This window comes from Paenibacillus sp. Soil750 (assembly GCF_001428045.1).
Lineage (GTDB): Bacteria > Bacillota > Bacilli > Paenibacillales > NBRC-103111 > Paenibacillus_E > Paenibacillus_E allorhizoplanae.
Genome location: NZ_LMSD01000012.1, coordinates 1,053,811 through 1,076,307 on the forward strand (window position 1 = coordinate 1,053,811; position 22,497 = coordinate 1,076,307).

Below are 22,497 nucleotides of genomic sequence, written 5' to 3' on the forward strand. Positions count from 1 at the left end.
GCACGCTGGGTTGCTCCCCCGCTGCGGCTTGTCCTTTTATTTTAACCTGCTGCTTGCATCGTTTCAACGATTTTGTGCAGAACCTCATCGGCTTGCGCATAATCCACTTGGCAAGTCCCTGCAGCGTGATGCCCACCGCCGCCATGTTGAAGCATCAAATCTCCTATGTTTGTTTGTGCGGTGCGATTGACAATGCTGTGCCCACAAGCGAATACGCAGTTCTGCTTATTTCGTCCATCAACAATCCAAATCGAGGTGTTTTGCTCCGGATAGAGGGCATAGACCATGAAACGATTCCCTGGATAGATCGTCTCCACATCGCGAAGATCCGTAATGACGACATTTCTCTCAACCCGTGTGTAACTTTGCAACATGTCCCGGTATAGCGCATCTAGTTCAAAATAACGAGCTACACGCTCTTTCACATCGGGCAACTCCATGATCTCGCCAACGGATTTCGTTGCACAATGCTCCACTAGATCCTCCATCAACTGATAGTTGCTGATGCGATAATCCCGATAACGACCTAACCCGGTTCGAGCATCCATGATAAACGAAAGCAAATCCCAACCGCTCGGATTCAAAATATCCTCTTTGCTAAATTGTGCGGAGTCCGCTTTATCTACACCAAGCATAATATCGTCGATATCGCCGAAGGTTTCTTTTCCACCGTAGTAATCATAGACAACTCGCGCAGCACTTGGAGCAAGCCGCGTTTCACCTTTGAACGTTACGGATTCCCCCATCCGTGTGAGTTCGCTGGAATGATGATCGAACCATAAACCACAGCCTGCGACATAGGGTACATTAGCCAAAATATCATTCTCAGTAACCTCAATTAAGCCGTCTTGCATATCTTTGGGATGGACAAATTTCATTTCATCCACCATATTTAATTGTTTGAAGAGCATCGCGCATACTAAACCATCGAAATCGGAACGTGTGATCAATCTCATGCCATGCATCTCCTTTAATATAGTTCTTAAGAACTATGAAATGTGATGGTCATATTATATCAGCTAGTGTCGATAGGTGACAATGAGAAAATCACCAAGATTACCTGATGCTTGATCTTCCAGTGACAAAAAAAAGAGCGATTCACCTAGATAGGTTGAACCACTCTCAATTTGGATGATAGACATTGCAAAAGTCTTGTGACAAACCCTTCGATTTGAGCCATCGGAGGCATTTTCACAGAAAGCTTTACTTCGCCTTTCCAGTAAAAAATCAGAATGCTATTGTTTCTCCCGTGAAACATCTCAACATCCCAACACGCTTCATTTAATGCATATTCTTCTCGGTTAATCATAAGCTTAGGTCCATCCGTGGATGGCACCAATCGCGCAACATGGTTACCGCATAACGATGTTGCTTCCTGTTCATCCTGCAATTTTACTTCCGATTTCATGCCGCTAGGGCCTCCTTTGTACGTGTCATTCCATTTCATTCATTTGCTTCGCTATGACAGAGAAAAAACCCCACCGTAGTGAACCGACTAGAGGGGTTCTGAAGTGAATTCCCAATCGTTCGGCGGCTGGCTGGCTGCTTGTCCTTTGCAGGAGAAGTAAGGCCCCTGTAGCTTTGCGTCACTGGCTTTCGCCAGCTTTGCCTTTGTCGAGATGATGTGCACAATCTTTTTAGATGAATCAATCAACTAATTCTTACTATACTCTCAAGGATAAGGGATGACGATTTGAAATCGAATAGTTCGTAGGAACTATTTTTACGAAATCCATCAAAATATTTGCATTTTCGACGATATTTTCGCAGTGTTTCGACGTTTTGTGCCTCTCCAATAGAAAATCGAGCCCAACATCGACAAAATCGCTATCACGAGAAAGAGTGTGCTGCCGCCATAGGAAACTAATAAAAAGCCACCAATCCATGGCCCCATAAAGTGACCGATGTTCGTTAATGTTTGAGCACCATAGTAGGTTCCACGCATATTTTCAGGAGCTAGCTTATCTATCAACATGTTCGCGGCAGGATAATTCAGAATTTCACCAAACGTGAAAATCCCCATCGAAACAATCAGCCATGCCAATGTGTGTGAATATGCAAATCCGATATCGCCTAATGCAAACATAAAGTTGCCAACAACGATAGCCGTTAGAGGTGAATACTTTTCAGCCCATCTCCCCAAAGGGACCTGCATCGCAATGACGACAATGGCATTGGCGCTCATGAGAATGGCAAACATTTTGACCCCATTAGCAAAATCCCTTTGTAAGTACTGCGACAATGTCACCATAACCTGTGAATAACCAATTGCTCCGATAATCCCCCCGATAATGTATAAACGGAAAGTGATGTCCTTACGAATAACACCTACCGCAGAGCGGAAAGTAACGATTGATTTCTTCTCACCTTCAATTTTCTTAATCCCGAACTTAATGAGAAGGGCGTAAAGTGTTATGCCATAGATTAAATAAATGATGCCTGTGAGCAGAAAGGGTAAGGCTCCGTTCATTGTGGCAAAGAAAGCACCTAGTAAAGGACCGACAGCTACACCCACGTTGATCGCCATGTACCGAAGAGAAAATACTTGTCGCCTTTTGGAGGGCTCTGTTAGATCTGCCATAAGAGCTTGCGATACGGGTTCGTAAAAGGAACGGCAAAGTCCATTCAGCATATTGAGCAGCATAAATAAGACCGGTAATTTAACAACACCGAAGCCGAGGAATACGAATCCCCACCCAAAGAGTGCCGCTAGCATGATCACACGTCGACCAAATCGGTCTGACAAAGTACCGCCGATAAAGCCGCCGAACGTTCCAGCTAATGCACCCATTCCTATTACAATACCAATGAGCCCTGGGCTCATATCAGAGTGCTTCGCCAAGTAGATGGCTAGGAACGGTAAACTCATGGAAGAAGCAGCCCGGGCCATGACCGTACCTAAGATAAGCGTATGTACGATTGGATGATAAGCTTGAAGAAATTGACGCATACGATTCATAGACGATGACTCCTCTCGCTGACACACGAATTACCCTATGGTTAATTAATATCCGAATTCCAATTATACACGAAAATAGCGAATTGTGTCGTCATTTTAGACAGGGAAGTTTACCTTTCTCTATCGCCATCTCACAGATGGTATTTATTGGGTGGAGAAATTATAATAACGATATGGAGGTGCTTGCATATGAAAATAGCGATCACAGGTGGCAGCGGGTTTATTGGAAAACGATTAATCGCTTACTGGCTGGGACAAGGTCACGAACTTATTAATATATCACGTTCATCTTCGAAGCAGGTACCAGGTGTTAGAACGATAACATGGGGCGAGTTGGAGCGAAATACGGAACTCCTCGCAGGTCTTGATGTCATTGTAAATTTGGCGGGTGAATCCATCAGTCAACGTTGGACGCAAGCAGCTAAGACGCGAATTGTACAATCCCGATTGCAAGCGGCTGATCATGTAGCTAAGCTAGTCGCGACAATGGACCCAAAGCCTAAGGTCGTTGTGAATGCATCAGGCATGTCCTATTACGGCATTTCGGAAACGGATACTTTTGACGAGACGAGTCCTTATCGACAAACGGACTTCCTAGCCAGCGTTGTCAAGCAATGGGAAGCTGCGGCTGATCTTATCCAAGGAACACGTATCGTGAAGGTGCGGGTTGGACTTGTGTTGGATAATAAAGAAGGTGCGTTCCCCAAGATGGCTCTTCCTTATAAGCTTGGAGTAGGCGGAACAGTTGGCAGCGGCAGGCAGTGGCATTCGTGGATTCACATCGATGATATGGTGAGACTAATTGATTTTTGCGTTCAAAATGACTCGATTGTTGGTCCGGTTAACGCCACGGCTCCAAATCCGGTTACGAATAAGCAATTGGGACGCGCGATTGCGACTGCCATGCGAAGACCCAATCTTTTCCCTGTTCCGGCATTTATGATGAAGTTGATTTTTGGCGAGCTTTCTGTACTGCTTCTAGAAGGTCAGAAGGTCATTCCTCGTATATTGCAAGAGCATGGTTTTAAGTGGCGCTTTCCTTGGCTGGCAGGTGCATTAGAAGATTTGGCAAAAAAATAACTTCCCTTCCGAATTAAAATTGTGTACAATTAAATTGCGAGAAATATTAGTTGCGGAAGGTAGTGTCACTATGAGTGTACATCAATTTCAAGTGAAGACGATTCGCGGTGAGGACAAATCTCTTAGCGATTACAAGAACCAAGTCCTGCTTATTGTAAATACCGCGACGAAATGTGGATTAGCTCCACAATTCCAAGGACTTCAAGAGTTACACGATACCTATAAAAATCAAGGCTTTAGTGTCCTAGGTTTTCCCTGCAATCAATTCAGGGATCAGGAGCCTGGCGATAACAAGCAAGTTGAACAGGCGTGCCAGCTTAATTTCGGTGTTAATTTCCCGTTATTCGCTAAGATCGATGTGAATGGCGCTGATGCCCATCCTTTGTATCGTTATTTGAAAAGCAAGGCATCTGGCCTATTCGGATCTGGCATCAAGTGGAATTTCACCAAATTCCTTGTCGATGGAAATGGTAATGTGATTAAACGCTTCTCTCCGACTACGAAGCCGCATAAGATCGATAGTGAAATTCGTAAGCTGTTAGAGAAATCAGCAGTTCACGCATAATGCCAGCTTATATAAGCCAAAAAAAGCATCCTGTCCCATTGGACGGATGCTTTTTTAATCATTTCACGTATTTTTTTGCTTTTTCGATGGCTTCGTCTTCCGTTGCGCCCGTAATGTAACGGCCATTAATAAAGATGAATGCGAATCTCGAACATGGACCGCAATACGATTTGCAAGCAACTTTGACTTCCGTATCCGGTGCAATGGCACTTATTTTGGCAAGCGCCGATTTCACCTTCATGTGTTTGCATTTATCACAAATGCGAATATCATTCCGCATTAGTGGTCTCCGTGGTTCCCCTTACTTGGGTTAGTAATCATGAAGCCTTCCTCTGGTGTGTAGAAGTAGTCGATACGAATACCGTCTAGAAGCGGCTCGGATTGATCTAACAAAACATCAATTCCTTTGTCCGTGTTTACCACAACATCATTTTCTGTTTTATCATCAAGACCCAAACCATAGTGAGCATGATCACCATGCTTATGCGTCACTTGTACGCGAACCAACAAACCTTGGTTTTCTTCTTTATTGAGCTCCAATTGAAGTACTTTTGCTGCATTACGAGAAATTTTGACATTCATATGTACACATCTCCTGAAACAATAAATTTTAATTTTAACTCTATTGTAAAGAATCTAGCGCATGAAATCAACCTTGTCCTATTCTGCCCTTCTATTGCCAAATTCCATAAGGAACTTTAAAATACATAGTAGTATGAGTATTAATCCCTTATTACAAAATGTTAACTTACTAACCTAAAAGTAAGTACCCTACACGATTTTGATGAAAGGAAGCGATCTCATGTCCACTCTTGAAAATGAAAAAGTCGCTCCACTTAGCAACTATGTTCCCAAAATCCCCAAAGAAATCGAGTGTTCCGTCGAGCGAACTTTGGAGGTTATTGGCGGGAAATGGGCATTTCTTGTACTTCGTGAGTTATTCTGTGGAACGAAGCGTTTCGGAGAGCTGCAGCGCCAAATTACGGGCATCAGTCCCAAATCCCTTACGGATATTTTGCGCCATCTGGAAGAACATGGGGTTCTCGAGCGCATGGCGTTCCCTACAGTTCCTGTTACAGTTGAGTATACCTTGACACCAAAAGGGCAGGATCTGCATCAAATTATTAGAGAGATGAAGCTTTGGTCAGCAAAATGGACATAATGAACAATTAGGGAAGCTAGCTGAAGAGGAGAGAAACTTGATGATTACTATTAAGACAAAAGAACAAATTGAAGCCATGGGGAAAGCAGGCAGAATCCTTGCCGATTGCCATAAAGAAATCGCGAAAATGATTCGCCCGGGCATTACATCGTGGGAAATCGATCAATTTGTCGAAGGCTTTCTGGCCAAACATGGTGCTACACCTGAGCAAAAAGGGTATCACGGCTATCCCTACGCAACCTGTGCTTCGGTAAATGACGTCATCTGTCATGGCTTCCCAAAGAAAGAGCCGCTCAATGATGGTGACATTGTTACGATTGACATGGTCGTTCGGGTCGATGGGTGGTTAGCAGATTCCGCCTGGTCTTACGCGGTTGGTACGATTTCACCTGTTGCAGAGAAGCTCCTGCAAGTTACCAAGGACTCCTTATATAAAGGTATTGAAAAAGCTGTGATCGGCAATCGGATCGGCGATGTCGCCAACGCTATTCAAGTTTACGCGGAATCGCACGGCTTCTCCGTTGTTAGAGACTTCATCGGTCACGGAATCGGCTCCGAGATGCATGAAGAGCCCCAAGTGCCGCATTATGGACCGGCTGGCAAAGGGCCGCGCATCAAGGAAGGCATGGTTTTCACCATTGAACCGATGTTGAATGTTGGTAAATATCACTCCAAAGTTGACCAAGATGGATGGACAGCTAGAACTTATGATGGCAGCCTCTCTGCACAATACGAGCACACGATTGCCATCACAAGTAACGGACCGATTATTTTAACTGAACAATAACGATCTGGAGGAAAAGGGATGCTTTCTTTTTACAAGAAATATTGGCGAACGGTATTCGACATAGGGCTCATCGTATTAACCGTCTACTTATTCATGTTGTTATTCAGTTATTTGTACGCCATCGCCACGCCAATCTTCTTGGCCTTGATTATTTTCATGATGATCGAGCCCTTGGCTCGGTTCTTGAATCGCAAAGGCATGCGTAAATCGCTTGCCTCCGCCATTTCCACCTTGGTTTTCGTCTTGATCATCCTAGGTGCGTTGGCTGGGGCAGTCGTCATCTTCACCAGTCAGATTATGAGCCTTGTGGATAAAATCGATGACTACGCAGCAATTTTCAATGAGCAAATCATTCATCGGATTGCTGAGTTAAATGATCGATTCCAAGCCCTGCCCGAGGACGTGACTGGCAAAGCCAAAGACTATGCTGGCCAATTTGCTGGCAAAGCGTCTACGTTCCTTGTCGCCTTTTTATCAGGTTTGGTCGCTTCCCTGACCTCCTTCTCCACGTTCATGTTCAATTTCATCGTCGGCATTATTCTCGCATACTTCTTAAGCATCGAAATTGAATCTTGGAAACGTATTGCAAGTGAGCAAACACCGAACACCTTCAAGTCCGCCTTCTTTTTTCTAAAAGAAAATGTCGTGAAGGGGATCGTATCTTACGTAAAAGCACAAGCCAAGCTCATCACATTAACGTTCATCGTTGTTTTTATTGCCTTGCTTGTACTGAATGTGAATAATGCATTCTCTATCGCCTTATTGTCAGCGATTTTCGATGTCCTTCCTTTGCTCGGTGTTTCCACTTTATTCATTCCGTGGATTATCTACTTGTTCATCGTTGGCAATACGACGCTGGCCATCTGGCTAAGTTCACTGCTCCTCGTCGTGATTCTCGTCAGACAAATTATGGAACCCAAAATCACAGGTGAATCCTTAGGGGTATCCGCATTTACAACATTAGCGTTTATGATTATTTCCCTATCCCTCTTTGGAGTAGCCGGAGTGATTCTCTCGCCGGTGCTGATCATTCTGATCAAAGCCTTACATACGCAAGGATATTTACAGCGTTGGATCCGTAAGCCGGAGAACGAATATACCGAAGGAAAACTGCCGTATACGGGCAATTGAAAGAGGAGCTAAGCGAGTTCAATCGCTTAGCTCTTTTGCTTTTGGCCGCCAGTCGTTATACCCGATGCATGCTGCGATAGATCGAGGGGGCCATGCCGATTTTGCTCGTAAACACACGACTTAGATAAAAGCCATTCTCATACCCGCATTGGGACGCGATCACGTCCAACGTGAATGTCGTACTTTCTAATAGATGCCTCGCTCTTGTTAACCGCAAGTCATTAATAAATTCTGTTGGTGTTTGGGCAAAGGCTTTTCGAAACCTACGCGTAAATTGAACAGGCGTCAAATCTAGTTGCTGAGCCAAATTCAACATCGAAAGATTGCCGTAGGCATGATCGGTAAGGAAACTCCGTGCTTGGTCCATCTGTTCATCCATGATGGTCTCAGGGGGACTCTCCTGGATCATCCTCTCCATTTGTACCATTCGGAGGAGATCATTCACAAGATGCAGTTTATGCTGTGTACTCTCTTCATCCCACCCTTGCAAAGTTCGCAAATAGCGATAACTGGATGTCAAGCGCGGCAGATCTTGTACGGAAAGCTTTCCCTTCCAGGTAGCTTCTTGTTCCATATGGGGCTCCCCTATAAACTGTATAAAATGAAAAGTCAGCGGCTCGATCGTTTTTCTACGAAACACGGTTCGAGGGGGGCAAAGAACCAGATCTCCGAATCTAGCCTCACCTTGCTCCATACGAATTTCATAAAAGAAGCTCCCCTCCTCCACCGCAAACAACGTCCAACATGGGTAGTCATCACGCTCAAACATAAACTCTTTTTTCTGATGCCAATACACATGAGATAAGAGTTTCAAGGCTGGATCGCTATAGGTCATGTCTCACTCTCCATATAATGAAATAAAGTATATGATAATTGTAACTCACTGTATGTTAAAAGGATATCACCTATTCTAAAATGAAATCATGGATATTCTAATATTAGTGAGGTGCTCATAATGAAGCATGAAATCGTTACATCTGATATCACCGTCGTTGGCGGTGGCTTGGCTGGTGTTTGCGCCGCAGTTGCTGCAGCCCGATTAGGTCAAACTGTTTCTCTAGTCCAAAATCGGCCTGTTCTTGGCGGAAATGCAAGCAGTGAAATACGCGTGTGGGTATGTGGTGCCACTTCCCATGGTGTCCATCGTAACGCCCGGGAAACCGGTATTATGGGTGAACTATTTGTCGAGAATCAATATCGCAATATCGATGGCAACCCTTATATCTGGGATTTGGTTGTGCTTGAGAAAGTAAAAGCTGAGCCCAATATTACGTTGTTCCTCAACACAGATGTGCATGAGGTCGATGCGTCAGGCGATGACGACCATCGTACCATTCAAGCCGTCACAGGTTGGATGATGGGCTCGGAACGAAGAATTCGTTTCGAAAGTCGTGTTTTCCTCGATTGTACGGGGGATGGCCTCGTTGGCTTCCTAGCAGGTGCTAAATTCCGTATTGGCCGCGAAGCTCAACATGAATTTAACGAAGAATGGGCACCACTCGTGCCAGATGACATCACACTAGGAAGCACGCTTCTCTTTTACACCAAGGATGCCGGTCGTCCCGTGAAATATATCGCACCGAGTTTTGCTAAAGATATCACGCAAACTTCAATTCCCATGAAACGTGTCATTCGCAGTGGCGATAATGGTTGCGCTTACTGGTGGATTGAATGGGGCGGCGAGCATGACACCGTCCATGATAATGAGCGAATTCGAGATGAACTCTCCTCCGTTATCTATGGGATTTGGGATTATATCAAAAACTCTGGGAAATTTGACAGCGCAAATCTAACCTTGGAATGGATCGGGTCGATTCCAGGGAAACGGGAATACCGTCGCTTCGTAGGGGACTACGTCTTGAATCAAAATGACGTGATTGCCCAAGAACTTTTCGAGGATCGCGTCGCCTTCGGTGGCTGGTCAATTGATTTGCATCCACCGCAAGGCATGTACGCCACTGCCAAAGGTTCTAAACATATGCATATGGATGGCTCCTACCATATCCCGTTCCGTTCCCTCTATTCGACCAACGTGTCGAATATGCTCATGGGTGGACGCAATATCAGCGCGTCCCACGTTGCTTTCGGTACAACACGTGTCATGGCGACATGTGCGGTTATTGGCGAAGCTGCGGGCACTGGCGCCGCGCTTTGCGCAGCCAAAGGGATCTCGCCGCGCGAGCTGCACAGCGAGCACTTGAGCGAGCTGCAGCAGACGCTGCTGCGACAGGATGCATCGATTCTCGGTGTAGCGAATACGGATGAGGCAGATCTCGTGCGCAGCGCGGCTTTGACGGCCTCTAGTACGCTGACAGAGCTTGCTTTGGAGCAGTCGGCAGGTATTTATCCTTTGAACACACATGTAGCGCTTCTAGTGCCTGTAGATCCGTTTATAAATGGCATTGCGTTATTCATCGACGCTACTGCTGCTACAGAGCTTACTGTCGAGCTGTGGAACACAGGTAAGCCGCAGAATTATGTCCCACATGCTTTGGTTTCATCGGTTGTCGTGCCCGTTAGTGAGGGATCCGAGCAATGGGTCACTGCTGCTTTGCAATGGGAACCTGAGCATGCTCAGAATGCCTTCATCATTCTTAAAAGCAATCCATCTGTATCCGTTCATCTGTCGAGTCGTCCGCAGTCTGGCGTGCTATCCTTCAAGCATGATGCAACTTCAGCGGATACTGTGGATTTCGGGGATATGTACCATCATCAACCGGTGATTGACTGGAGTCCAAGAGGCTTCCTTCGGAAGCCGATTTGCTTCCGACTTCTCTCGCCTACTTCCGCCTTCGCGGCTGAGAAAGCAGCAGACGGCCATAAACGGCCTTACGGTAGCCCGCATCTGTGGTCTTCCGCTGGAGGCAGTGGTGCTGAGGAATGGCTCGAAGCCAGCTGGACGGAAACTCATAGCATTAGGGAAGTGCATGTAACGTTCAACGATGACGTCAACGAGGATCTAATTAACTTGCATCACCATCGTACCGAATTCGAAATCATCCCTGAGCTCGTTAAGGATTATCAAGTGCAAGCTTGGGTTGGGGAATCATGGACAACGGTTGTTGAGGCGACTAACAATCATACTCGGCACCATGTTCATGTGTTAGACAGCGCTGTATCAACGAACCGTCTGCGTGTCGTAGTGGCGTCAACGAATGGCTCTGCGCATGTAGAAATCGTGGAATTACGTTGTTATCGTTAAAATAGTGTGAATGAAAGAACCGATATCGCCATGTTCCTCGTGGTTGAGATCGGTTCTTTTTATGCTGACTTGAATGATGGTCCTCCCACTTTGATTGCTCGTATAGGTGTTAAGGCACTCGGACAAGCCCCCTTAATTATTTGAAAAATAGGCTCGCTTTGCTCTTGATTAACCTTACATGATGTGTTATATTAAAAGTGCGTAGAATCAAGGTTTTCGCTTTTAAAAGCTGACATAGGAGTGATGAAAATGTTACAAATTCCGCATGGCGAAGAAATTATTCGTGTTGAAATGACAGTGAAGGAAGCGCTTGCACTAACTGGAACGAAATTTGCCCAAAGCAACAAACTTGAGACAGACGCAATGAAGAAGCTCAAACAATCTTTAGCAGATAAATTACTCACACCAAACCATTAATTCATACACATATGGAGCCCCGCGAGATTATCTCGTGGGGCTTTTTATTGCGTCGGCGTTGGTCGTCGCAAATGAATTAACTGGAAATTGTACAGCTATTCTAGAGAAATCTTCCTCAATATTCAATTTAGATGGAAAAAAGGTAGTTAATTCGGCCTCATCCGATCCTATTTGCAAAAACGCAGCTAATTAGCTGTATATAATCCATATAAACGTAATTTCAGCCGAAATTCGAATGAATTAGCTACATATAATCCATCTAATCGTGACAATCGGCGGGTTACTAGGAGTTCGAGGGAGGTGCGGGAGGTGTCGGAGTTTCGGGAGGTGCGCGAGGTGCGCGAGGTGCGGGTGTTGCGGGTGTTGTGGGAGTTTTGGGAGTTTTGGGAGTTGTTGGAGTTGACGCTTGTTCGGATTGTTGAGAGTAGTTAAAAGACAAAAAATCCACCCCTCCAAGGGGCGGATCCTGGTTAGTTGATTTTCCTACGTGTCAAAATACACGGCACACCTCTGCCGACAGCCCCAGGCTGTGACATCATATCCAGATAGCGCATGCCCCTTGCGCAAGGTGTTTTGCACACCGAACAAGTGGCAGATTCAACTATCCTCATCGTGTATTGAGCACGGGATGAAAGTTCCTTTTTCTTCTTAACAACTTTGCCTTTACCTTTAGGTGGTGCCATGTTCACGCCTCCCCAACAGCTTCCTTTCCTCAGTATATGAAGTCTGGGCAAAGTCGGTTCATAGCGAAGGCAAGCAAGTTGAAGAAACTTGTCTTGAGATTATAATTCCAAAGCCGTCAATAAGATTGGAACGACTTCCTCATAAAGTAAAGCAAAGGTTTCCACAGGCAGCGGATTTACGCCTAACCCTACCTCGACTGTAAAGCCTGGTCGCCGAAAATGTTGAATGAACCAATCTTTATACCCCGCGTCACTGCCTGTAAGCTTCACAGCTTCATAATTACTTGCTAATGCCAATCGCTCTGCGAGTGCTTCAGCTTCAGCTGGTTCATAATCACGGTAATTCCAATAAATTTCTCTTCCCTGTGTATGTAAGGCAACCACAAGCTCGAAGTCATGACACTCGGTGAACCCGGCCAATGCCGCGGCTTCCGGTTCAGATAGCGGAGCCTCACCGCCATAATCACGTTCACCGGGTCCAACGTGTTCTCTTCGCAGCTTCTCTTCTTCCCAGTGGGCAGGGAATTGATCATTGAGGTCTACACCGCGTATATTCGCCTTCCAATTTATAAACGATAAGGATCCTTTATTCCATGCCAACAATGCTTCACGATGCGGATGTTCCTCAGGCAGTCCATGTAAAACAAGTTCAACCCCGTCAGGATTGACCATAGGCACGGCCCACAAGGCATACTCTGACAAAATACGTCTAACATTACGCCCCTGCCATGCCGTCCCTCTTGCATACGCACATGCCAGGTCTTCAACAAATTGCATCAGCAAGGGGGCTGTTATCCATTCATTCGCATGCATGGCTGCATTGAAATGGATTTCCTTCGTACCGTGCCCTATACGCAGCGCATGAATGTCCCTCCCCATCGCACTTTGGCCAATACACGCCGTTTGCAAAAATGGATATATTTTGCCTAAACGATTCAACTCCTGAGCTAATGTCTGATAGCCATATCCTAACACACAACCACCTGCCTTTTTACTTCTTTCATATGGCTATGCTTATGCCTTGATCGCAGGAATCATGCGGTATCTCAGTTTCGCGAGATGAAATAAAAATAGACCCATAAGGGTCTATTTCGTTCACTTAAATAATAGTCGGCACCTGCCACACGACAGGCATAAAAGAAATATATTCCTTGAGCCAATTCTCCGCAATCTGCCGGAAAACAGTTGGCGTACCACTGCAGAAAAACTGATGAACCGGTATTTCATTGGATTGCGTTTGCATGCTTCTCTGAGAAAGGATCGTACTTATATCTCTGGCTGTCTCTTCGGCCGAAGAAATTAATGTCACTTTAGGCCCCATCACTTGAGAAATGGATTCCATCAGAAATGGGTAATGGGTACATCCCAAAATTAAGCAATCAATCGGCTTATCTTTCAAAGGACTCAGTGATTGTTCCACGATGGAATGAGCACGATCACTACTAAAAAGTCCTCTCTCAACAAATGGAGCTAGTAAAGGACACGCCTCACTATATACATGAATATCTGTTGAAATCTGCCTCAACGCCGTTTCATACGCTTGGCTGCGAATCGTTCCATCTGTGCCAATGACACCGATCATACCGCTTCGAGTCATTTTGATTGCTGCTCTAGCTCCTGGTGAAATCACGCCCACGACAGGAATTGAGACACGTGCACGTATGTCTTCAATCGCGACCGCTGTTGCCGTATTACAGGCAATCACAATCATTTTGGGATTAAACTGAAGTAAGTAGTCTACAATTTGACGAGTAAAGTGACGAACTTCACTAGCAGGTCGGGGGCCGTAGGGGCTCCTGGCTGTATCTCCAAAATAAATGACCTTTTCATGCGGCAGCTGTTTCATGATTTCTTTTACAACAGTTAACCCTCCGACTCCGGAGTCCAGTACGGCTATCGCTTGCTGCACACATATCCGCTTCCTTTGCCGGTTGATGAATTGATATAAACCACATGGTTAGGATATGTGCGGCCAAGCTTAAAGGTACCAAGAGTACTACACAGATTTGGACCTAATCTTCTTACTTTTTCGGCTGAAGCTCGGTTACAAGTCCGAATTCATACCCTCTCTTTTTGATTTCTTTACAAATCCGATCCAGCGCCTGCATGTTCTCAACAGACCCCTGATGCATCAAAATCACGTTACCATCATGCAAATTATTCATAATATCGTTGTACGGATCCTCAGCGCCATTCGCTCTAGGCTCCCAATCACGCATGGCTGTAGACCAGAACACAGAAGTATAGCCCATGTCAGAAACTAAACTTAAATTATGAGCATTATAATGCCCGTAAGGGAAACGGAAATAGTTCCCGACCTCTTTACCGGTGATTTGTTTATAGACGACTTCAAAATCCTTAATTTCCTTGCGTATCTGATCATCCGTCAAGTCATTAAAATCCGTATGAGTCATGGTGTGGTTCGCTACATAATGACCATCTGCCACAATCCTTTTCAAATAGTCCGGGTTCTTCTTGATGTTGTTTCCAGTGATAAAAAAGTTCGCTTTCACATTGTTCTCTTTGAGTGATTTCAGCATGAGATCAACCTCAATGAGCGGTCCTCCTGCATCAATGGTTAAATAGACCTTTTTCCCTGTCCCAACCCAGACCGCTTTCTGGTCACTGGTAAAGGATTTGGTTTCATGCGGAAAATCAGGAACTTGCCCTGTTTTTTTCTTCATATAGTACCAGGAATAAGGGGTTCGATCTGCTGGCAAAGGTTTCGTTTTAGCAGGATCAGCTGTGGCTTTAGGGGTTGCACTAGGTGTCGGTGTAGCTGGTGACGCACTCGGCACAGTCGTTGGCTGTGGAGTTGGCGCAGGTGTCGTTGTTGGCGATGGTTTAACGGTTTGTGTGGGAGAAGGTGTTGGCGAAAATCTAGGAGAAATAACTGGACTGGCTTTGGAAGCCGCTTCCGTGCCGACAGGAGCAGTTAGGCTTATATCTGCACAACCGACCAACGAAACACTCAGTACGATCAGCAGTGCAGCTTTATGGGTATGTTTAATCATGAGATACACCTCGAGATGGGAATGGATTCTTCTTCCACCCTATTCGACAGTGAATGACAAATTACCTGCCTAACGATTGATTTTCGGGGTTATTTTGTAGCGCGATAAGTCATGTATTGTAGAACGGTAAGTAGAATAAACGCTGTTCCTGCCAGCATCGGAATCGTAATAAATCCAAGCCAGTTTAAATAATCGGTATCACAAGCAATGGGACCGCAACCTGTACCCGTTTCTTTGAAAACACCCATTTGTAATAAAACATGATAGATGGAGATGCATGCTCCCCAAATCGTTAACGGCAACACGTAGATAGTTAATTTGTAATCTCTACGAACAGCTGCAATGCCAAGAATTACGACTAATGGATACATAAGAATTCGCTGATACCAGCAAAGTTTGCATGGTGCAAAATGCAAGATTTCCGAAAAATATAAGCTTCCTAGTGTCGCAACTAAGGCAACTAGCCATGATATATGCATGCCGTTGTCTCTCAGCCATTTTTTAAACATGATGAAATCGTCCCCTTTCTACTTCCCTATTATAAAAAAATAGAAGTAAGAAGTCACGGGATTGATTCTCGCGACCTACCAAATTCGCAATTTACTTACGAATCATATAAGATGTTCACATTCTACTCAGGTAATTAGTACCAATAAGTGCTATAAACGTTTCTATTTTGAGCCAATTCAATTACAATTAACATATGGAGGGATTCCTATGATGAAGCAATTTGAAGGATTCGGTAAATTTTTGGAGAGCTTACGTGGAAAGATGTCCTTACGTGAAGCTGCCAACAAGAGTGGCCTGTCCCATGCCTATATTCGAGATTTAGAATTAGAACGTAACCGTTCGACGAATGAAAAGATTAAGCCATCCCCTGTCACATTAAAGAAACTGTCGGATGCCTATAAGTTTTCGTATACAGATCTTATGGAGAAAGCTGGATATCTTGAAAAAGGTATCTCAGATAGTCAATCGGCACCGTTGACACTGCCCCTAGAAGATATCCTTTTTATAGAAATTGGATCTACCGAAATGACCTATCATACACGGATCGGTAATCGCACGATTCCCATGCAGTCACTATTAGATTTCAGTCATTTCTTAGACCAACTAGAAGATCAAGGGTTTAAGAAAATGGATACGGATCTATTCGTCAATTTGTCTCACGTTAAGAAATATGATGCACAAGCAGGCAAACTATATTTCGATCCGCTAGGTGTGAGTCTGAGTGTGACGATTGCTGCCCTGCGCCAGAAGAAATATCATGATCTTATTTTACGCAGTGTCGCCTATCATGCAGGGAACGATCTTGAATATCAATTTGAAAAAAGCACGGGTAAAGACTCTCTACTGGCTTCACTTCAACGACAAAATTAAGCATTTTACAAAAAAAGGAGATAATTTCAGGGAATTCTGAAACTTATTCTCCTTTCTTTTCGTCTTATTAGTTGACAGTGTGGACTTGATTTGTGTTAGAGAGGATAGATGCCTAAGCATGGCTGTTCAACAAACAACCACCCAGACTACTTTGCAAGCCCGCGTAAAGCGCAAACGTTCTGCTGGAATACGCTTTTTGTCGTATACAGTCCTTACGATTACCGTTCTAGCAATTTTAGGTTTAAGCTGGTTTTTCCTGACTGCTTCGGGGTCGAGCCTGCGTTTCATGATGGCCGATACCATCATCACCACACAGCATCGGGATTGGGCCAAATATTTAATAGGCACATCCGAGTTGCAGAAACGTGTAGCCGCATATACGAAAAGCTTTGACGAAATGGGTACCGAGAAGGATTTAGGACTTGTAGAAATCGCACCTTTGCCATCCTACACACCTACCGAAGTTGTAGCCCCAGTAAAAAAAGATTTAGTCACCATCGAGAATATTTCGGGTCCCAATTTCAAAGGTAAGCTTGTAACCATTTCAGACCCTACCAAGCTTCGCATAGCAGTGCCAGAGAAAGCAGGTAAAGGGGAGAAAGTATCCTCCATGGTCAAACGTACCGGGGCGATCCTCGGTGTGAATGGCGGTGGATTTATTGACCCGAACTGGGAAGGCAATGGTTTTCAACCAGAAGGCGTTGTGATCTCCGGAGGCAAAATCTTCTACAATGACAAGGGTATGAACGGTACTGTACAGATCGTTGGGATTGATAAGCAAGGCCGAATGATTTCAGGCAAATACAAAGTATCTGAGCTGCTCGAAATGGGTGTTCAAGAAGCCGTCTCCTTCAGCCCACGTTTCATCGTGAATGGTGTTGGCCAAGTCAAAAGTCAAGCAGATGGCTGGGGTATCGCACCGCGAACGTGCATGGCTCAAACGAAGGACGGAGCGATTCTATTCGCCATTATTGATGGCAGACAAACGCACAGTATAGGTGCAACGCTCTATGATGTGCAGGAAATTTTCTTAGCGCATGGCGCAATTACCGCGGCGAACCTGGATGGTGGCGCTTCAACCGTACTGGTGCACAATAATGCTATTATTAATAAACCTTCTAGTGAATACGGTGAACGCTATCTCCCTACTGCATGGTTGCTTTTCGATCATCCTGAGACTGCTGATATTAAGAATGTTTGGGAAGGGCTGGATATTAGTAAAATTGATCCTTCCAAATGGTAACAACAAAGAAGCAGAGTACTCCTAGAAGGAGCGCTCTGCTTCTTTCATTAGAATTCTATCGGCCTACAATGACCAAATCTTCAGCGGCTTCCGATGCCGCGATCTCGTCTTGAATGTCATCCTCAGATTGCGAATCCTTCCACGAGCGAACTGTCTCGACTACACTTGCTGCTGTGTCCCTTGCTTTACCTACGAGATCCGTAGTTGTCGTACTCACTGTTTTGGCAGCTGCTTGTGTTTTTTGACTAACTGTACTGGCTAGTTGCACGGTTTTGTCGCTAACTACGGTAGCTCCCTCTGCAATATCACTTCGTAGTTCACGACCAGATTTCGGTGCGAACAGCAGCGCTGCTGCAGCTCCAACTAAACCGCCTACGACTGCACCGATGAGAAGATCTTTTCCTTTTTTTCCATTGGACATGTGATATCCACTCCTTATTGATCTGATTTCGCACTCCGCTGCGCCTGCCATCTCTGCCATAGCTCATACCCTGTGGTTGCCCATTCCATGATGTCGTGAATGCGCTTCTGGTGCGTGTGTACGACCTTTTCCGCACCTAGTAAGGAATCATTCATCATGCGTGAGGCATTGCGCAGCGTGGAAGCGACTTCCCCAACTGCCTTCCCTGCCTTTTCAACCGATTGAATACTTGGTTCTAAGGCAAGGACTTGCAAATGTACCTCTTCCGTAAGCTGCCCTAATTGCTTCATTAGATTCTCCGCATGTTCTGTTGTGTGGACAACTTGCTGCTTAACTTCAATAACCGTATCCCCTAACAAGCGAAGCGTTCGCGTAGCCGTAATGAACATACGAACGGTAAAGACAATGAGCACTAAACAAGCGGCTGCCAAGCTGACGATACTGATCTCACTCCATGTCATGTAGGTCACCTCCTATGAGCTGAAAGCTGTGAGGGTTGATGAGGCTTCTAGACGAATGCCTATGAATTACTACAGTATAGGTAGGTAGGGCTTGTTTTGACACAAACGGATTGGAAAAATTTCTGGAACCTGTCATAATAAATAGCAAATGCGTCGTATTTGAGTTGGGGGAATCGAGAAATGAATCGAGAACAAGGCCTACAAGAAATTGAGCGTACGCGTATCGTGGCAATCGTCCGAGGCGTGCAAGAGGCACACATACTGTCTGTTGCCGAAGCACTTCACCAAGGTGGGGTCACCGTTATGGAAGTAACGCTAAACACACCTGGTGCGCTCACCATGATCACTAACCTTCAAAAGCAATGGGGAGATCACATGTTCATCGGAGCCGGCACTGTGCTGGATCTGGAGGACGCTAAACAAGCTGTTGCTGCCGGAGCTGCTTTCCTGGTCACTCCCAATTTGGATGAGGAGGTCATCCGCTGGTCGAAGCAAGAGGGCATTCCGATCTTCCCTGGTGCGATGACGCCGACCGAAGTTGTGAAAGCATGGAAAGCCGGAGCTACGGCCGTTAAAATATTCCCAAGTGCAAGCTTAGGCTTGCCCTATATCAAGGAATTAATGGGACCACTGGATACAATCCCTATGATAGCTGTCGGTGGTGTAACCGAGGGCAATATCAAGCAATTTTTGAGCATCGGCTGCTATGGACTAGGCATTGGCGGCTCACTCATCAACCTGAAGGAAATTGAAGCTGGCAATTTCGGCTGGATCACGGATAAGGCGGTTCAATTGCTCGCGGCGTCGCGTGCATAATACTGTGATGTATAAGAAAACGGAGCACGCGAATGATCGCTGCTCCGTTTTTTACATCTTCGTGGACTATTTAGCTCTGATAGGCGGTAACTGCATTTTTATCCCCAACTTCTACAGAAACGTCCTTCGTTTGACCATCACGCGAAATTTTCACCTTCAAAGCATCACCAACTGCCGCGGCTTGAACCGCTTTGGTCAGTTCTTCAGTATTCGCAATTCCTTTCCCATTCACTTCCGTAATGACATCAAACTGGCGAATTCCTGCTTTGAAAGCTGGCGAACCTTGCTGTACCTCAGCAACCACCACGCCATTAGTGCTGCTGATTTTCAAATCCTGCAGCATGTCATCGGTAATATTTTGCAAAGCTACGCCAATGTAGGGGGCTGGATCTTTCGGGATGGTTTCGTTGTTTTTCAATTTATCTACAACCGAGCTAATGGTGCTTGCCGGAATGGCAAAGCCCATTCCCTGTGCTTCGGCGTTGACAGCCGTATTAATCCCAATGACTTCACCATTCAAATTCAATAATGGACCACCGGAGTTACCAGGGTTAATAGCTGTATCTGTTTGTAACAAATGCTTGTAATTACGTGTCCCCTGCTCATCATCAATGCTGATTTCGCGTTCCTTGGCGCTTAACACACCTGTTGTAACGGAATAATCGAAGTCATACGGGTTCCCAATCGCAACAACCCACTCTCCTACTTCAGCTGCATTTGAATCCCCGATTTTCAGTGCTGGAAAAGCTTTGTCTCCTTGAATTTTGAGTACAGCCAAATCTATATCATAGCTGCTGCCAAGTAGTGTTGCTTTAAATGGGGTATCATACCCTTGTACGTAAACATCGATTTCGTCTGCTCCGTCAATGACATGCTCATTCGTTAAGATATAACCGCTATCTTCAAAAATGAAGCCAGAACCGATCCCATTCTCAATCGTATCTCCACTTTGCGTTCCTTGCTGCTGCGAATTTCTTCGATTGCTTGGAGTGCTTGTTTGCTTAACTTTTGTTTCAATTTTGACAATGGCCGGACTCGATGCCTTCGTAATTTGGGAAATGCTATTGGTCCCTAAATTGTTAAGTGACGCCGTTTGGACACCAGCTGCTGCTGAGTTCGCTGGTACCGCGGTTGCGCTGGACTGTACCGTTTTCGTATCATAGCCAAAAAGGTTCAATTTGTCCGAAGTAAACATCAACCCACCAACGACAACTGCCCCCGCCATAAAAGCTGCAAAGATTGGCTTGACTCTAGAACTGCTTGGTTTGTTTACAACTTTTATGTCATTCAAGTTCACGTTATTGTTCATATCTTCATTCATACGATTACCGCCTCTCGATTGCTATCATTTTGTTATCTTGCTGATAGATCAAGTATAGACCGCCAACCTGAAGTGTTACTTAAATTGGGCTGATAGCCGCATGAATGCTAGCTGAAAGTATGCTGAAGGGTTGCAAAGATAAAAAAGACCTGATCCTAGACACATGGGTCCACAGAATCAGGTCTTATTTCAAAACATATTAATTAATGAATCCAGCTTTACTTAGGAATCGTTTCAGCATAGTAGCAGCCTCTGCACGAGTCGCCTGGTTGCTAGAGCCGATGGTTGTATCCGTCAAACCATTGATAATACCAGCATCGATAGCCCTAGCAATTTCTTTCTGTGCCCACACGATCTTGTTAGAATCGCTGAAATTGCTTAATAACGCGAGTTGCTGAGCATCAGAAAGATTGGATTCCAATCCTGCATAGTTCATTGTTCGTACAATCATAGCCGCAAGCTCTTCACGAGTGATCTGAGCATTTGGCTTAAATGTGCCGTCTTCATATCCATCGATAATACCTGCTTTAGCTGCAGTTGCAACTGTCGCTGCGTACCAATCGGAAGCTTGGACATCGCTGAATGTCGATAGTGTTGTTTCCAGGTCTAACCCTAAGGAACGAACAGCCAAGGCAGCAAATTCCGCACGTGTAATTTGAAGGTCAGGAGCGAATGTTGTATCTGTCATGCCATCAATCACGAGCTTATTGGCAAGGAGACTTACATCATCCTTAGACCAGTGGGAAATCGTATCTGTAAAGTTTTTGTTCATTTCGACAACCGTGTAGATGCTATTACCGTTACGCTTCAGTGTAGCAACTGTTTTGCCATCTTTAACTTCAAAGATTGCAGGAACAAAGCTTAGCTTCTTCGTTGTTTCATTGTAGAGAACGCCAGTAACCATCTTGGTATCTACAGCATTTGAGATGTTAATCGAACGTGAAACGTACGTTTTGCCAAAATCAATCGAACTTGTTTTGTCTCCAGGACCTAGAGCAATGACATTAAAGTCTACGGCATCAGTGATGGCTTTAGCACCAATTGTAGTGGCTGCAGAAGTAACCGCAGCAGCGGAATCACCAGTTAACTTCGTAATACTTACTTTGATCTTCAGATCCTTAATGGAAATACCTAGCGATTTGGCTAGAGCATTCAGATCTAATATTGAAAGAGGAAGTATATAAGTTCCATTGTCTGAACGCACAGTAATCGTGGAGCCCACTTTACCTACAGCATCAAGTAAAGCAGAAGCTGGAATAAGGGCGATGTCACCGGATAATTTGAGTTCTATATTCACACTTGAAGTTAGTGCATTTTTCAGAGTATCTTCGTTAACTTCACCATTAGTAGGAACATTAATACTAGTCCCAGTTACTGGTGGTATCCATCCTCCTCCGCCATACCCTCCGCCACAGTAACTTGTACATCCTGGCACATCAGGATTGGCATCAGTCGCGTACACGCGGCTAGATACTGTAGAATTATATTGGCCTGCTAAATATACGGCGTCATATACATTAGCTGTTATCCCTGTATTGAACGTGAAATTGTAGTATGTAACGCCATTTACTGTCTCCGTGTTCGTGTAATTAGACATGTAAGCTTTCTTCAACAGACTGTTATCAGGAGCATACACATTCAGATAAACGGCGCCAGTTACATTGTCATAAACGTCGCTATAAACAGTTGCTGTCACATTGCCAGTCGTCTTGTCGTATGTGTACGACTTTATACCTAGCGTCGCCCCGAAGGCAATCACTGGTACTAGAATAGAAACGATCATGAATAGAGCCAAAGCATGAGATATTTTCCCCATCATTGATTTCACTCTAAATGCACTCCTTTTTCTCTCTAT

The 22,497-nt window shown here is 45.0% G+C and carries 25 protein-coding genes and 1 riboswitch; of the genes, 10 read left to right on the top strand and 15 right to left on the bottom strand.

The features are described 5' to 3' along the window. Positions 1-41 precede the first annotated feature (41 nt). From ASL11_RS16460 to ASL11_RS16470, 3 genes are all read right to left on the bottom strand, one after another. Entirely contained in the window at positions 42-956 is a 915-nt protein-coding gene (locus ASL11_RS16460; RefSeq protein ID WP_056616406.1) for a hypothetical protein, read from the bottom strand. Positions 957-1,102: 146 nt separating this feature from the next. After that, the gene (locus tag ASL11_RS16465) at positions 1,103-1,408 is read right to left on the bottom strand and encodes a hypothetical protein (RefSeq protein WP_056616410.1); all 306 of its coding nucleotides are present in this window, start codon (positions 1,406-1,408) and stop codon (positions 1,103-1,105) included. Positions 1,409-1,526: 118 nt separating this feature from the next. After that, a riboswitch (cyclic di-GMP riboswitch) is annotated at positions 1,527-1,620 on the bottom strand. Positions 1,621-1,735: 115 nt separating this feature from the next. Next, positions 1,736-2,959, bottom strand: coding sequence for an MDR family MFS transporter (locus tag ASL11_RS16470; protein WP_056616412.1), 1,224 nt, complete (start codon positions 2,957-2,959; stop codon positions 1,736-1,738). A gap of 189 nt (positions 2,960-3,148) precedes the next feature. Between ASL11_RS16470 and ASL11_RS16475 the strand changes: the two genes are divergently transcribed. Together ASL11_RS16475 and ASL11_RS16480 are read left to right on the top strand one after the other, a co-directional pair. Next, positions 3,149-4,039 carry a TIGR01777 family oxidoreductase gene (locus ASL11_RS16475; RefSeq protein ID WP_056616414.1) on the top strand — a complete coding sequence of 297 codons (891 nt, stop codon included), beginning with the start codon at positions 3,149-3,151 and terminating at the stop codon, positions 4,037-4,039. 70 nt (positions 4,040-4,109) lie between these two features. Further along, on the top strand, positions 4,110-4,604 hold the full coding sequence (locus ASL11_RS16480) for a glutathione peroxidase (protein ID WP_056616417.1): 495 nt from the start codon (positions 4,110-4,112) through the stop codon (positions 4,602-4,604). A gap of 58 nt (positions 4,605-4,662) precedes the next feature. Here the strand turns inward: ASL11_RS16480 and ASL11_RS16485 are convergent, their stop codons facing one another. Together ASL11_RS16485 and ASL11_RS16490 are read right to left on the bottom strand one after the other, a co-directional pair. Next, the gene (locus ASL11_RS16485) at positions 4,663-4,884 is read right to left on the bottom strand and encodes a DUF1450 domain-containing protein (protein ID WP_028556521.1); all 222 of its coding nucleotides are present in this window, start codon (positions 4,882-4,884) and stop codon (positions 4,663-4,665) included. Continuing rightward, a complete protein-coding gene (locus ASL11_RS16490; protein WP_056616419.1) occupies positions 4,884-5,186 on the bottom strand; it encodes a HesB/IscA family protein in 303 nt (100 codons plus the stop codon). Before ASL11_RS16490 ends, ASL11_RS16485 begins: the two co-directional genes overlap by 1 nt. Positions 5,187-5,406: 220 nt before the next feature. Between ASL11_RS16490 and ASL11_RS16495 the strand changes: the two genes are divergently transcribed. From ASL11_RS16495 to ytvI, 3 genes are read left to right on the top strand one after another with little or no spacing between them, the layout of a single operon-like run. Then, complete coding sequence (locus ASL11_RS16495) at positions 5,407-5,766, top strand: winged helix-turn-helix transcriptional regulator (protein ID WP_056616422.1); 360 nt, start codon at positions 5,407-5,409, stop codon at positions 5,764-5,766. A gap of 40 nt (positions 5,767-5,806) precedes the next feature. Then, a complete protein-coding gene (gene map, locus ASL11_RS16500) occupies positions 5,807-6,553 on the top strand; it encodes a type I methionyl aminopeptidase (protein ID WP_056616425.1) in 747 nt (248 codons plus the stop codon). Between the two features lie 18 nt (positions 6,554-6,571). Further along, on the top strand, positions 6,572-7,684 hold the full coding sequence (ytvI, locus tag ASL11_RS16505; protein ID WP_056616428.1) for a sporulation integral membrane protein YtvI: 1,113 nt from the start codon (positions 6,572-6,574) through the stop codon (positions 7,682-7,684). 55 nt (positions 7,685-7,739) lie between these two features. Here ytvI and ASL11_RS16510 read toward each other — a convergent pair whose 3' ends face one another. Further along, positions 7,740-8,519 (bottom strand): helix-turn-helix domain-containing protein, encoded by a 780-nt coding sequence (locus tag ASL11_RS16510; protein ID WP_056616431.1) that lies wholly within the window; start codon positions 8,517-8,519, stop codon positions 7,740-7,742. 120 nt (positions 8,520-8,639) lie between these two features. Here ASL11_RS16510 and ASL11_RS16515 point away from each other — a divergent pair, with 120 nt between their 5' ends. Together ASL11_RS16515 and ASL11_RS36985 are read left to right on the top strand one after the other, a co-directional pair. Next, positions 8,640-10,886, top strand: coding sequence for an FAD-dependent oxidoreductase (locus tag ASL11_RS16515; protein ID WP_056616434.1), 2,247 nt, complete (start codon positions 8,640-8,642; stop codon positions 10,884-10,886). 249 nt (positions 10,887-11,135) lie between these two features. Then, complete coding sequence (locus tag ASL11_RS36985; RefSeq protein WP_162261632.1) at positions 11,136-11,303, top strand: hypothetical protein; 168 nt, start codon at positions 11,136-11,138, stop codon at positions 11,301-11,303. A 470-nt stretch (positions 11,304-11,773) separates the two neighbouring features. Here ASL11_RS36985 and ASL11_RS16520 read toward each other — a convergent pair whose 3' ends face one another. From ASL11_RS16520 to ASL11_RS16540, 5 genes are all read right to left on the bottom strand, one after another. Then, positions 11,774-11,986 carry a hypothetical protein gene (locus ASL11_RS16520; RefSeq protein WP_056616437.1) on the bottom strand — a complete coding sequence of 71 codons (213 nt, stop codon included), beginning with the start codon at positions 11,984-11,986 and terminating at the stop codon, positions 11,774-11,776. A gap of 99 nt (positions 11,987-12,085) precedes the next feature. Next, on the bottom strand, positions 12,086-12,961 hold the full coding sequence (locus ASL11_RS16525; RefSeq protein ID WP_056616444.1) for a M14 family metallopeptidase: 876 nt from the start codon (positions 12,959-12,961) through the stop codon (positions 12,086-12,088). A gap of 124 nt (positions 12,962-13,085) precedes the next feature. After that, positions 13,086-13,895: a glutamate racemase gene (gene racE / locus ASL11_RS16530; protein ID WP_056616449.1), complete on the bottom strand. Its 810-nt coding sequence runs from the start codon at positions 13,893-13,895 to the stop codon at positions 13,086-13,088. A 112-nt stretch (positions 13,896-14,007) separates the two neighbouring features. Then, a complete protein-coding gene (locus ASL11_RS16535) occupies positions 14,008-15,000 on the bottom strand; it encodes a polysaccharide deacetylase family protein (RefSeq protein WP_056616455.1) in 993 nt (330 codons plus the stop codon). 89 nt (positions 15,001-15,089) lie between these two features. Next, complete coding sequence (locus ASL11_RS16540) at positions 15,090-15,512, bottom strand: disulfide oxidoreductase (RefSeq protein WP_442953069.1); 423 nt, start codon at positions 15,510-15,512, stop codon at positions 15,090-15,092. Positions 15,513-15,717: 205 nt separating this feature from the next. Between ASL11_RS16540 and ASL11_RS16545 the strand changes: the two genes are divergently transcribed. After that, complete coding sequence (locus tag ASL11_RS16545; RefSeq protein ID WP_056616458.1) at positions 15,718-16,380, top strand: helix-turn-helix domain-containing protein; 663 nt, start codon at positions 15,718-15,720, stop codon at positions 16,378-16,380. A 118-nt stretch (positions 16,381-16,498) separates the two neighbouring features. Continuing rightward, entirely contained in the window at positions 16,499-17,623 is a 1,125-nt protein-coding gene (locus ASL11_RS16550; RefSeq protein WP_056616459.1) for a phosphodiester glycosidase family protein, read from the top strand. Positions 17,624-17,678: 55 nt separating this feature from the next. Here the strand turns inward: ASL11_RS16550 and ASL11_RS16555 are convergent, their stop codons facing one another. Together ASL11_RS16555 and ASL11_RS16560 are read right to left on the bottom strand one after the other, a co-directional pair. Further along, complete coding sequence (locus ASL11_RS16555) at positions 17,679-18,044, bottom strand: YtxH domain-containing protein (protein WP_056616463.1); 366 nt, start codon at positions 18,042-18,044, stop codon at positions 17,679-17,681. A 14-nt stretch (positions 18,045-18,058) separates the two neighbouring features. After that, positions 18,059-18,505, bottom strand: a complete 447-nt coding sequence (locus tag ASL11_RS16560) for a DUF948 domain-containing protein (RefSeq protein WP_056616468.1) — start codon at positions 18,503-18,505, stop codon at positions 18,059-18,061. A 180-nt stretch (positions 18,506-18,685) separates the two neighbouring features. Between ASL11_RS16560 and ASL11_RS16565 the strand changes: the two genes are divergently transcribed. Next, positions 18,686-19,321 carry a bifunctional 4-hydroxy-2-oxoglutarate aldolase/2-dehydro-3-deoxy-phosphogluconate aldolase gene (locus tag ASL11_RS16565; protein ID WP_056616471.1) on the top strand — a complete coding sequence of 212 codons (636 nt, stop codon included), beginning with the start codon at positions 18,686-18,688 and terminating at the stop codon, positions 19,319-19,321. Between the two features lie 70 nt (positions 19,322-19,391). Here ASL11_RS16565 and ASL11_RS16570 read toward each other — a convergent pair whose 3' ends face one another. Both ASL11_RS16570 and ASL11_RS16575 read right to left on the bottom strand, forming a co-directional pair. After that, positions 19,392-20,642, bottom strand: a complete 1,251-nt coding sequence (locus ASL11_RS16570; RefSeq protein WP_056616474.1) for a S1C family serine protease — start codon at positions 20,640-20,642, stop codon at positions 19,392-19,394. A 199-nt stretch (positions 20,643-20,841) separates the two neighbouring features. Then, complete coding sequence (locus ASL11_RS16575; protein WP_063795606.1) at positions 20,842-22,461, bottom strand: S-layer homology domain-containing protein; 1,620 nt, start codon at positions 22,459-22,461, stop codon at positions 20,842-20,844. Positions 22,462-22,497: the final 36 nt, after the last annotated feature.

Bases quoted from the DNA above. Each gene is read 5' to 3' on its own strand.
- ASL11_RS16560 (WP_056616468.1), bottom strand. From the start codon at position 18,505: ATGACATGGAGTGAGATCAGTATCGTCAGCTTGGCAGCCGCTTGTTTA.
- ASL11_RS16465 (WP_056616410.1), bottom strand. From the start codon at position 1,408: ATGAAATCGGAAGTAAAATTGCAGGATGAACAGGAAGCAACATCGTTA.
- ASL11_RS16535 (WP_056616455.1), bottom strand. From the start codon at position 15,000: ATGATTAAACATACCCATAAAGCTGCACTGCTGATCGTACTGAGTGTT.
- ASL11_RS36985 (WP_162261632.1), top strand. From the start codon at position 11,136: ATGTTACAAATTCCGCATGGCGAAGAAATTATTCGTGTTGAAATGACA.
- ASL11_RS16550 (WP_056616459.1), top strand. From the start codon at position 16,499: ATGGCTGTTCAACAAACAACCACCCAGACTACTTTGCAAGCCCGCGTA.
- ASL11_RS16575 (WP_063795606.1), bottom strand. From the start codon at position 22,461: ATGATGGGGAAAATATCTCATGCTTTGGCTCTATTCATGATCGTTTCT.
- ytvI (WP_056616428.1), top strand. From the start codon at position 6,572: ATGCTTTCTTTTTACAAGAAATATTGGCGAACGGTATTCGACATAGGG.
- ASL11_RS16485 (WP_028556521.1), bottom strand. From the start codon at position 4,884: ATGCGGAATGATATTCGCATTTGTGATAAATGCAAACACATGAAGGTG.
- ASL11_RS16490 (WP_056616419.1), bottom strand. From the start codon at position 5,186: ATGAATGTCAAAATTTCTCGTAATGCAGCAAAAGTACTTCAATTGGAG.
- ASL11_RS16545 (WP_056616458.1), top strand. From the start codon at position 15,718: ATGATGAAGCAATTTGAAGGATTCGGTAAATTTTTGGAGAGCTTACGT.
- ASL11_RS16510 (WP_056616431.1), bottom strand. From the start codon at position 8,519: ATGACCTATAGCGATCCAGCCTTGAAACTCTTATCTCATGTGTATTGG.
- ASL11_RS16515 (WP_056616434.1), top strand. From the start codon at position 8,640: ATGAAGCATGAAATCGTTACATCTGATATCACCGTCGTTGGCGGTGGC.
- ASL11_RS16570 (WP_056616474.1), bottom strand. From the start codon at position 20,642: ATGAATGAAGATATGAACAATAACGTGAACTTGAATGACATAAAAGTT.
- ASL11_RS16475 (WP_056616414.1), top strand. From the start codon at position 3,149: ATGAAAATAGCGATCACAGGTGGCAGCGGGTTTATTGGAAAACGATTA.
- ASL11_RS16470 (WP_056616412.1), bottom strand. From the start codon at position 2,959: ATGAATCGTATGCGTCAATTTCTTCAAGCTTATCATCCAATCGTACAT.
- map (WP_056616425.1), top strand. From the start codon at position 5,807: ATGATTACTATTAAGACAAAAGAACAAATTGAAGCCATGGGGAAAGCA.
- ASL11_RS16480 (WP_056616417.1), top strand. From the start codon at position 4,110: ATGAGTGTACATCAATTTCAAGTGAAGACGATTCGCGGTGAGGACAAA.
- ASL11_RS16565 (WP_056616471.1), top strand. From the start codon at position 18,686: ATGAATCGAGAACAAGGCCTACAAGAAATTGAGCGTACGCGTATCGTG.
- ASL11_RS16460 (WP_056616406.1), bottom strand. From the start codon at position 956: ATGAGATTGATCACACGTTCCGATTTCGATGGTTTAGTATGCGCGATG.
- ASL11_RS16555 (WP_056616463.1), bottom strand. From the start codon at position 18,044: ATGTCCAATGGAAAAAAAGGAAAAGATCTTCTCATCGGTGCAGTCGTA.
- ASL11_RS16495 (WP_056616422.1), top strand. From the start codon at position 5,407: ATGTCCACTCTTGAAAATGAAAAAGTCGCTCCACTTAGCAACTATGTT.
- ASL11_RS16520 (WP_056616437.1), bottom strand. From the start codon at position 11,986: ATGGCACCACCTAAAGGTAAAGGCAAAGTTGTTAAGAAGAAAAAGGAA.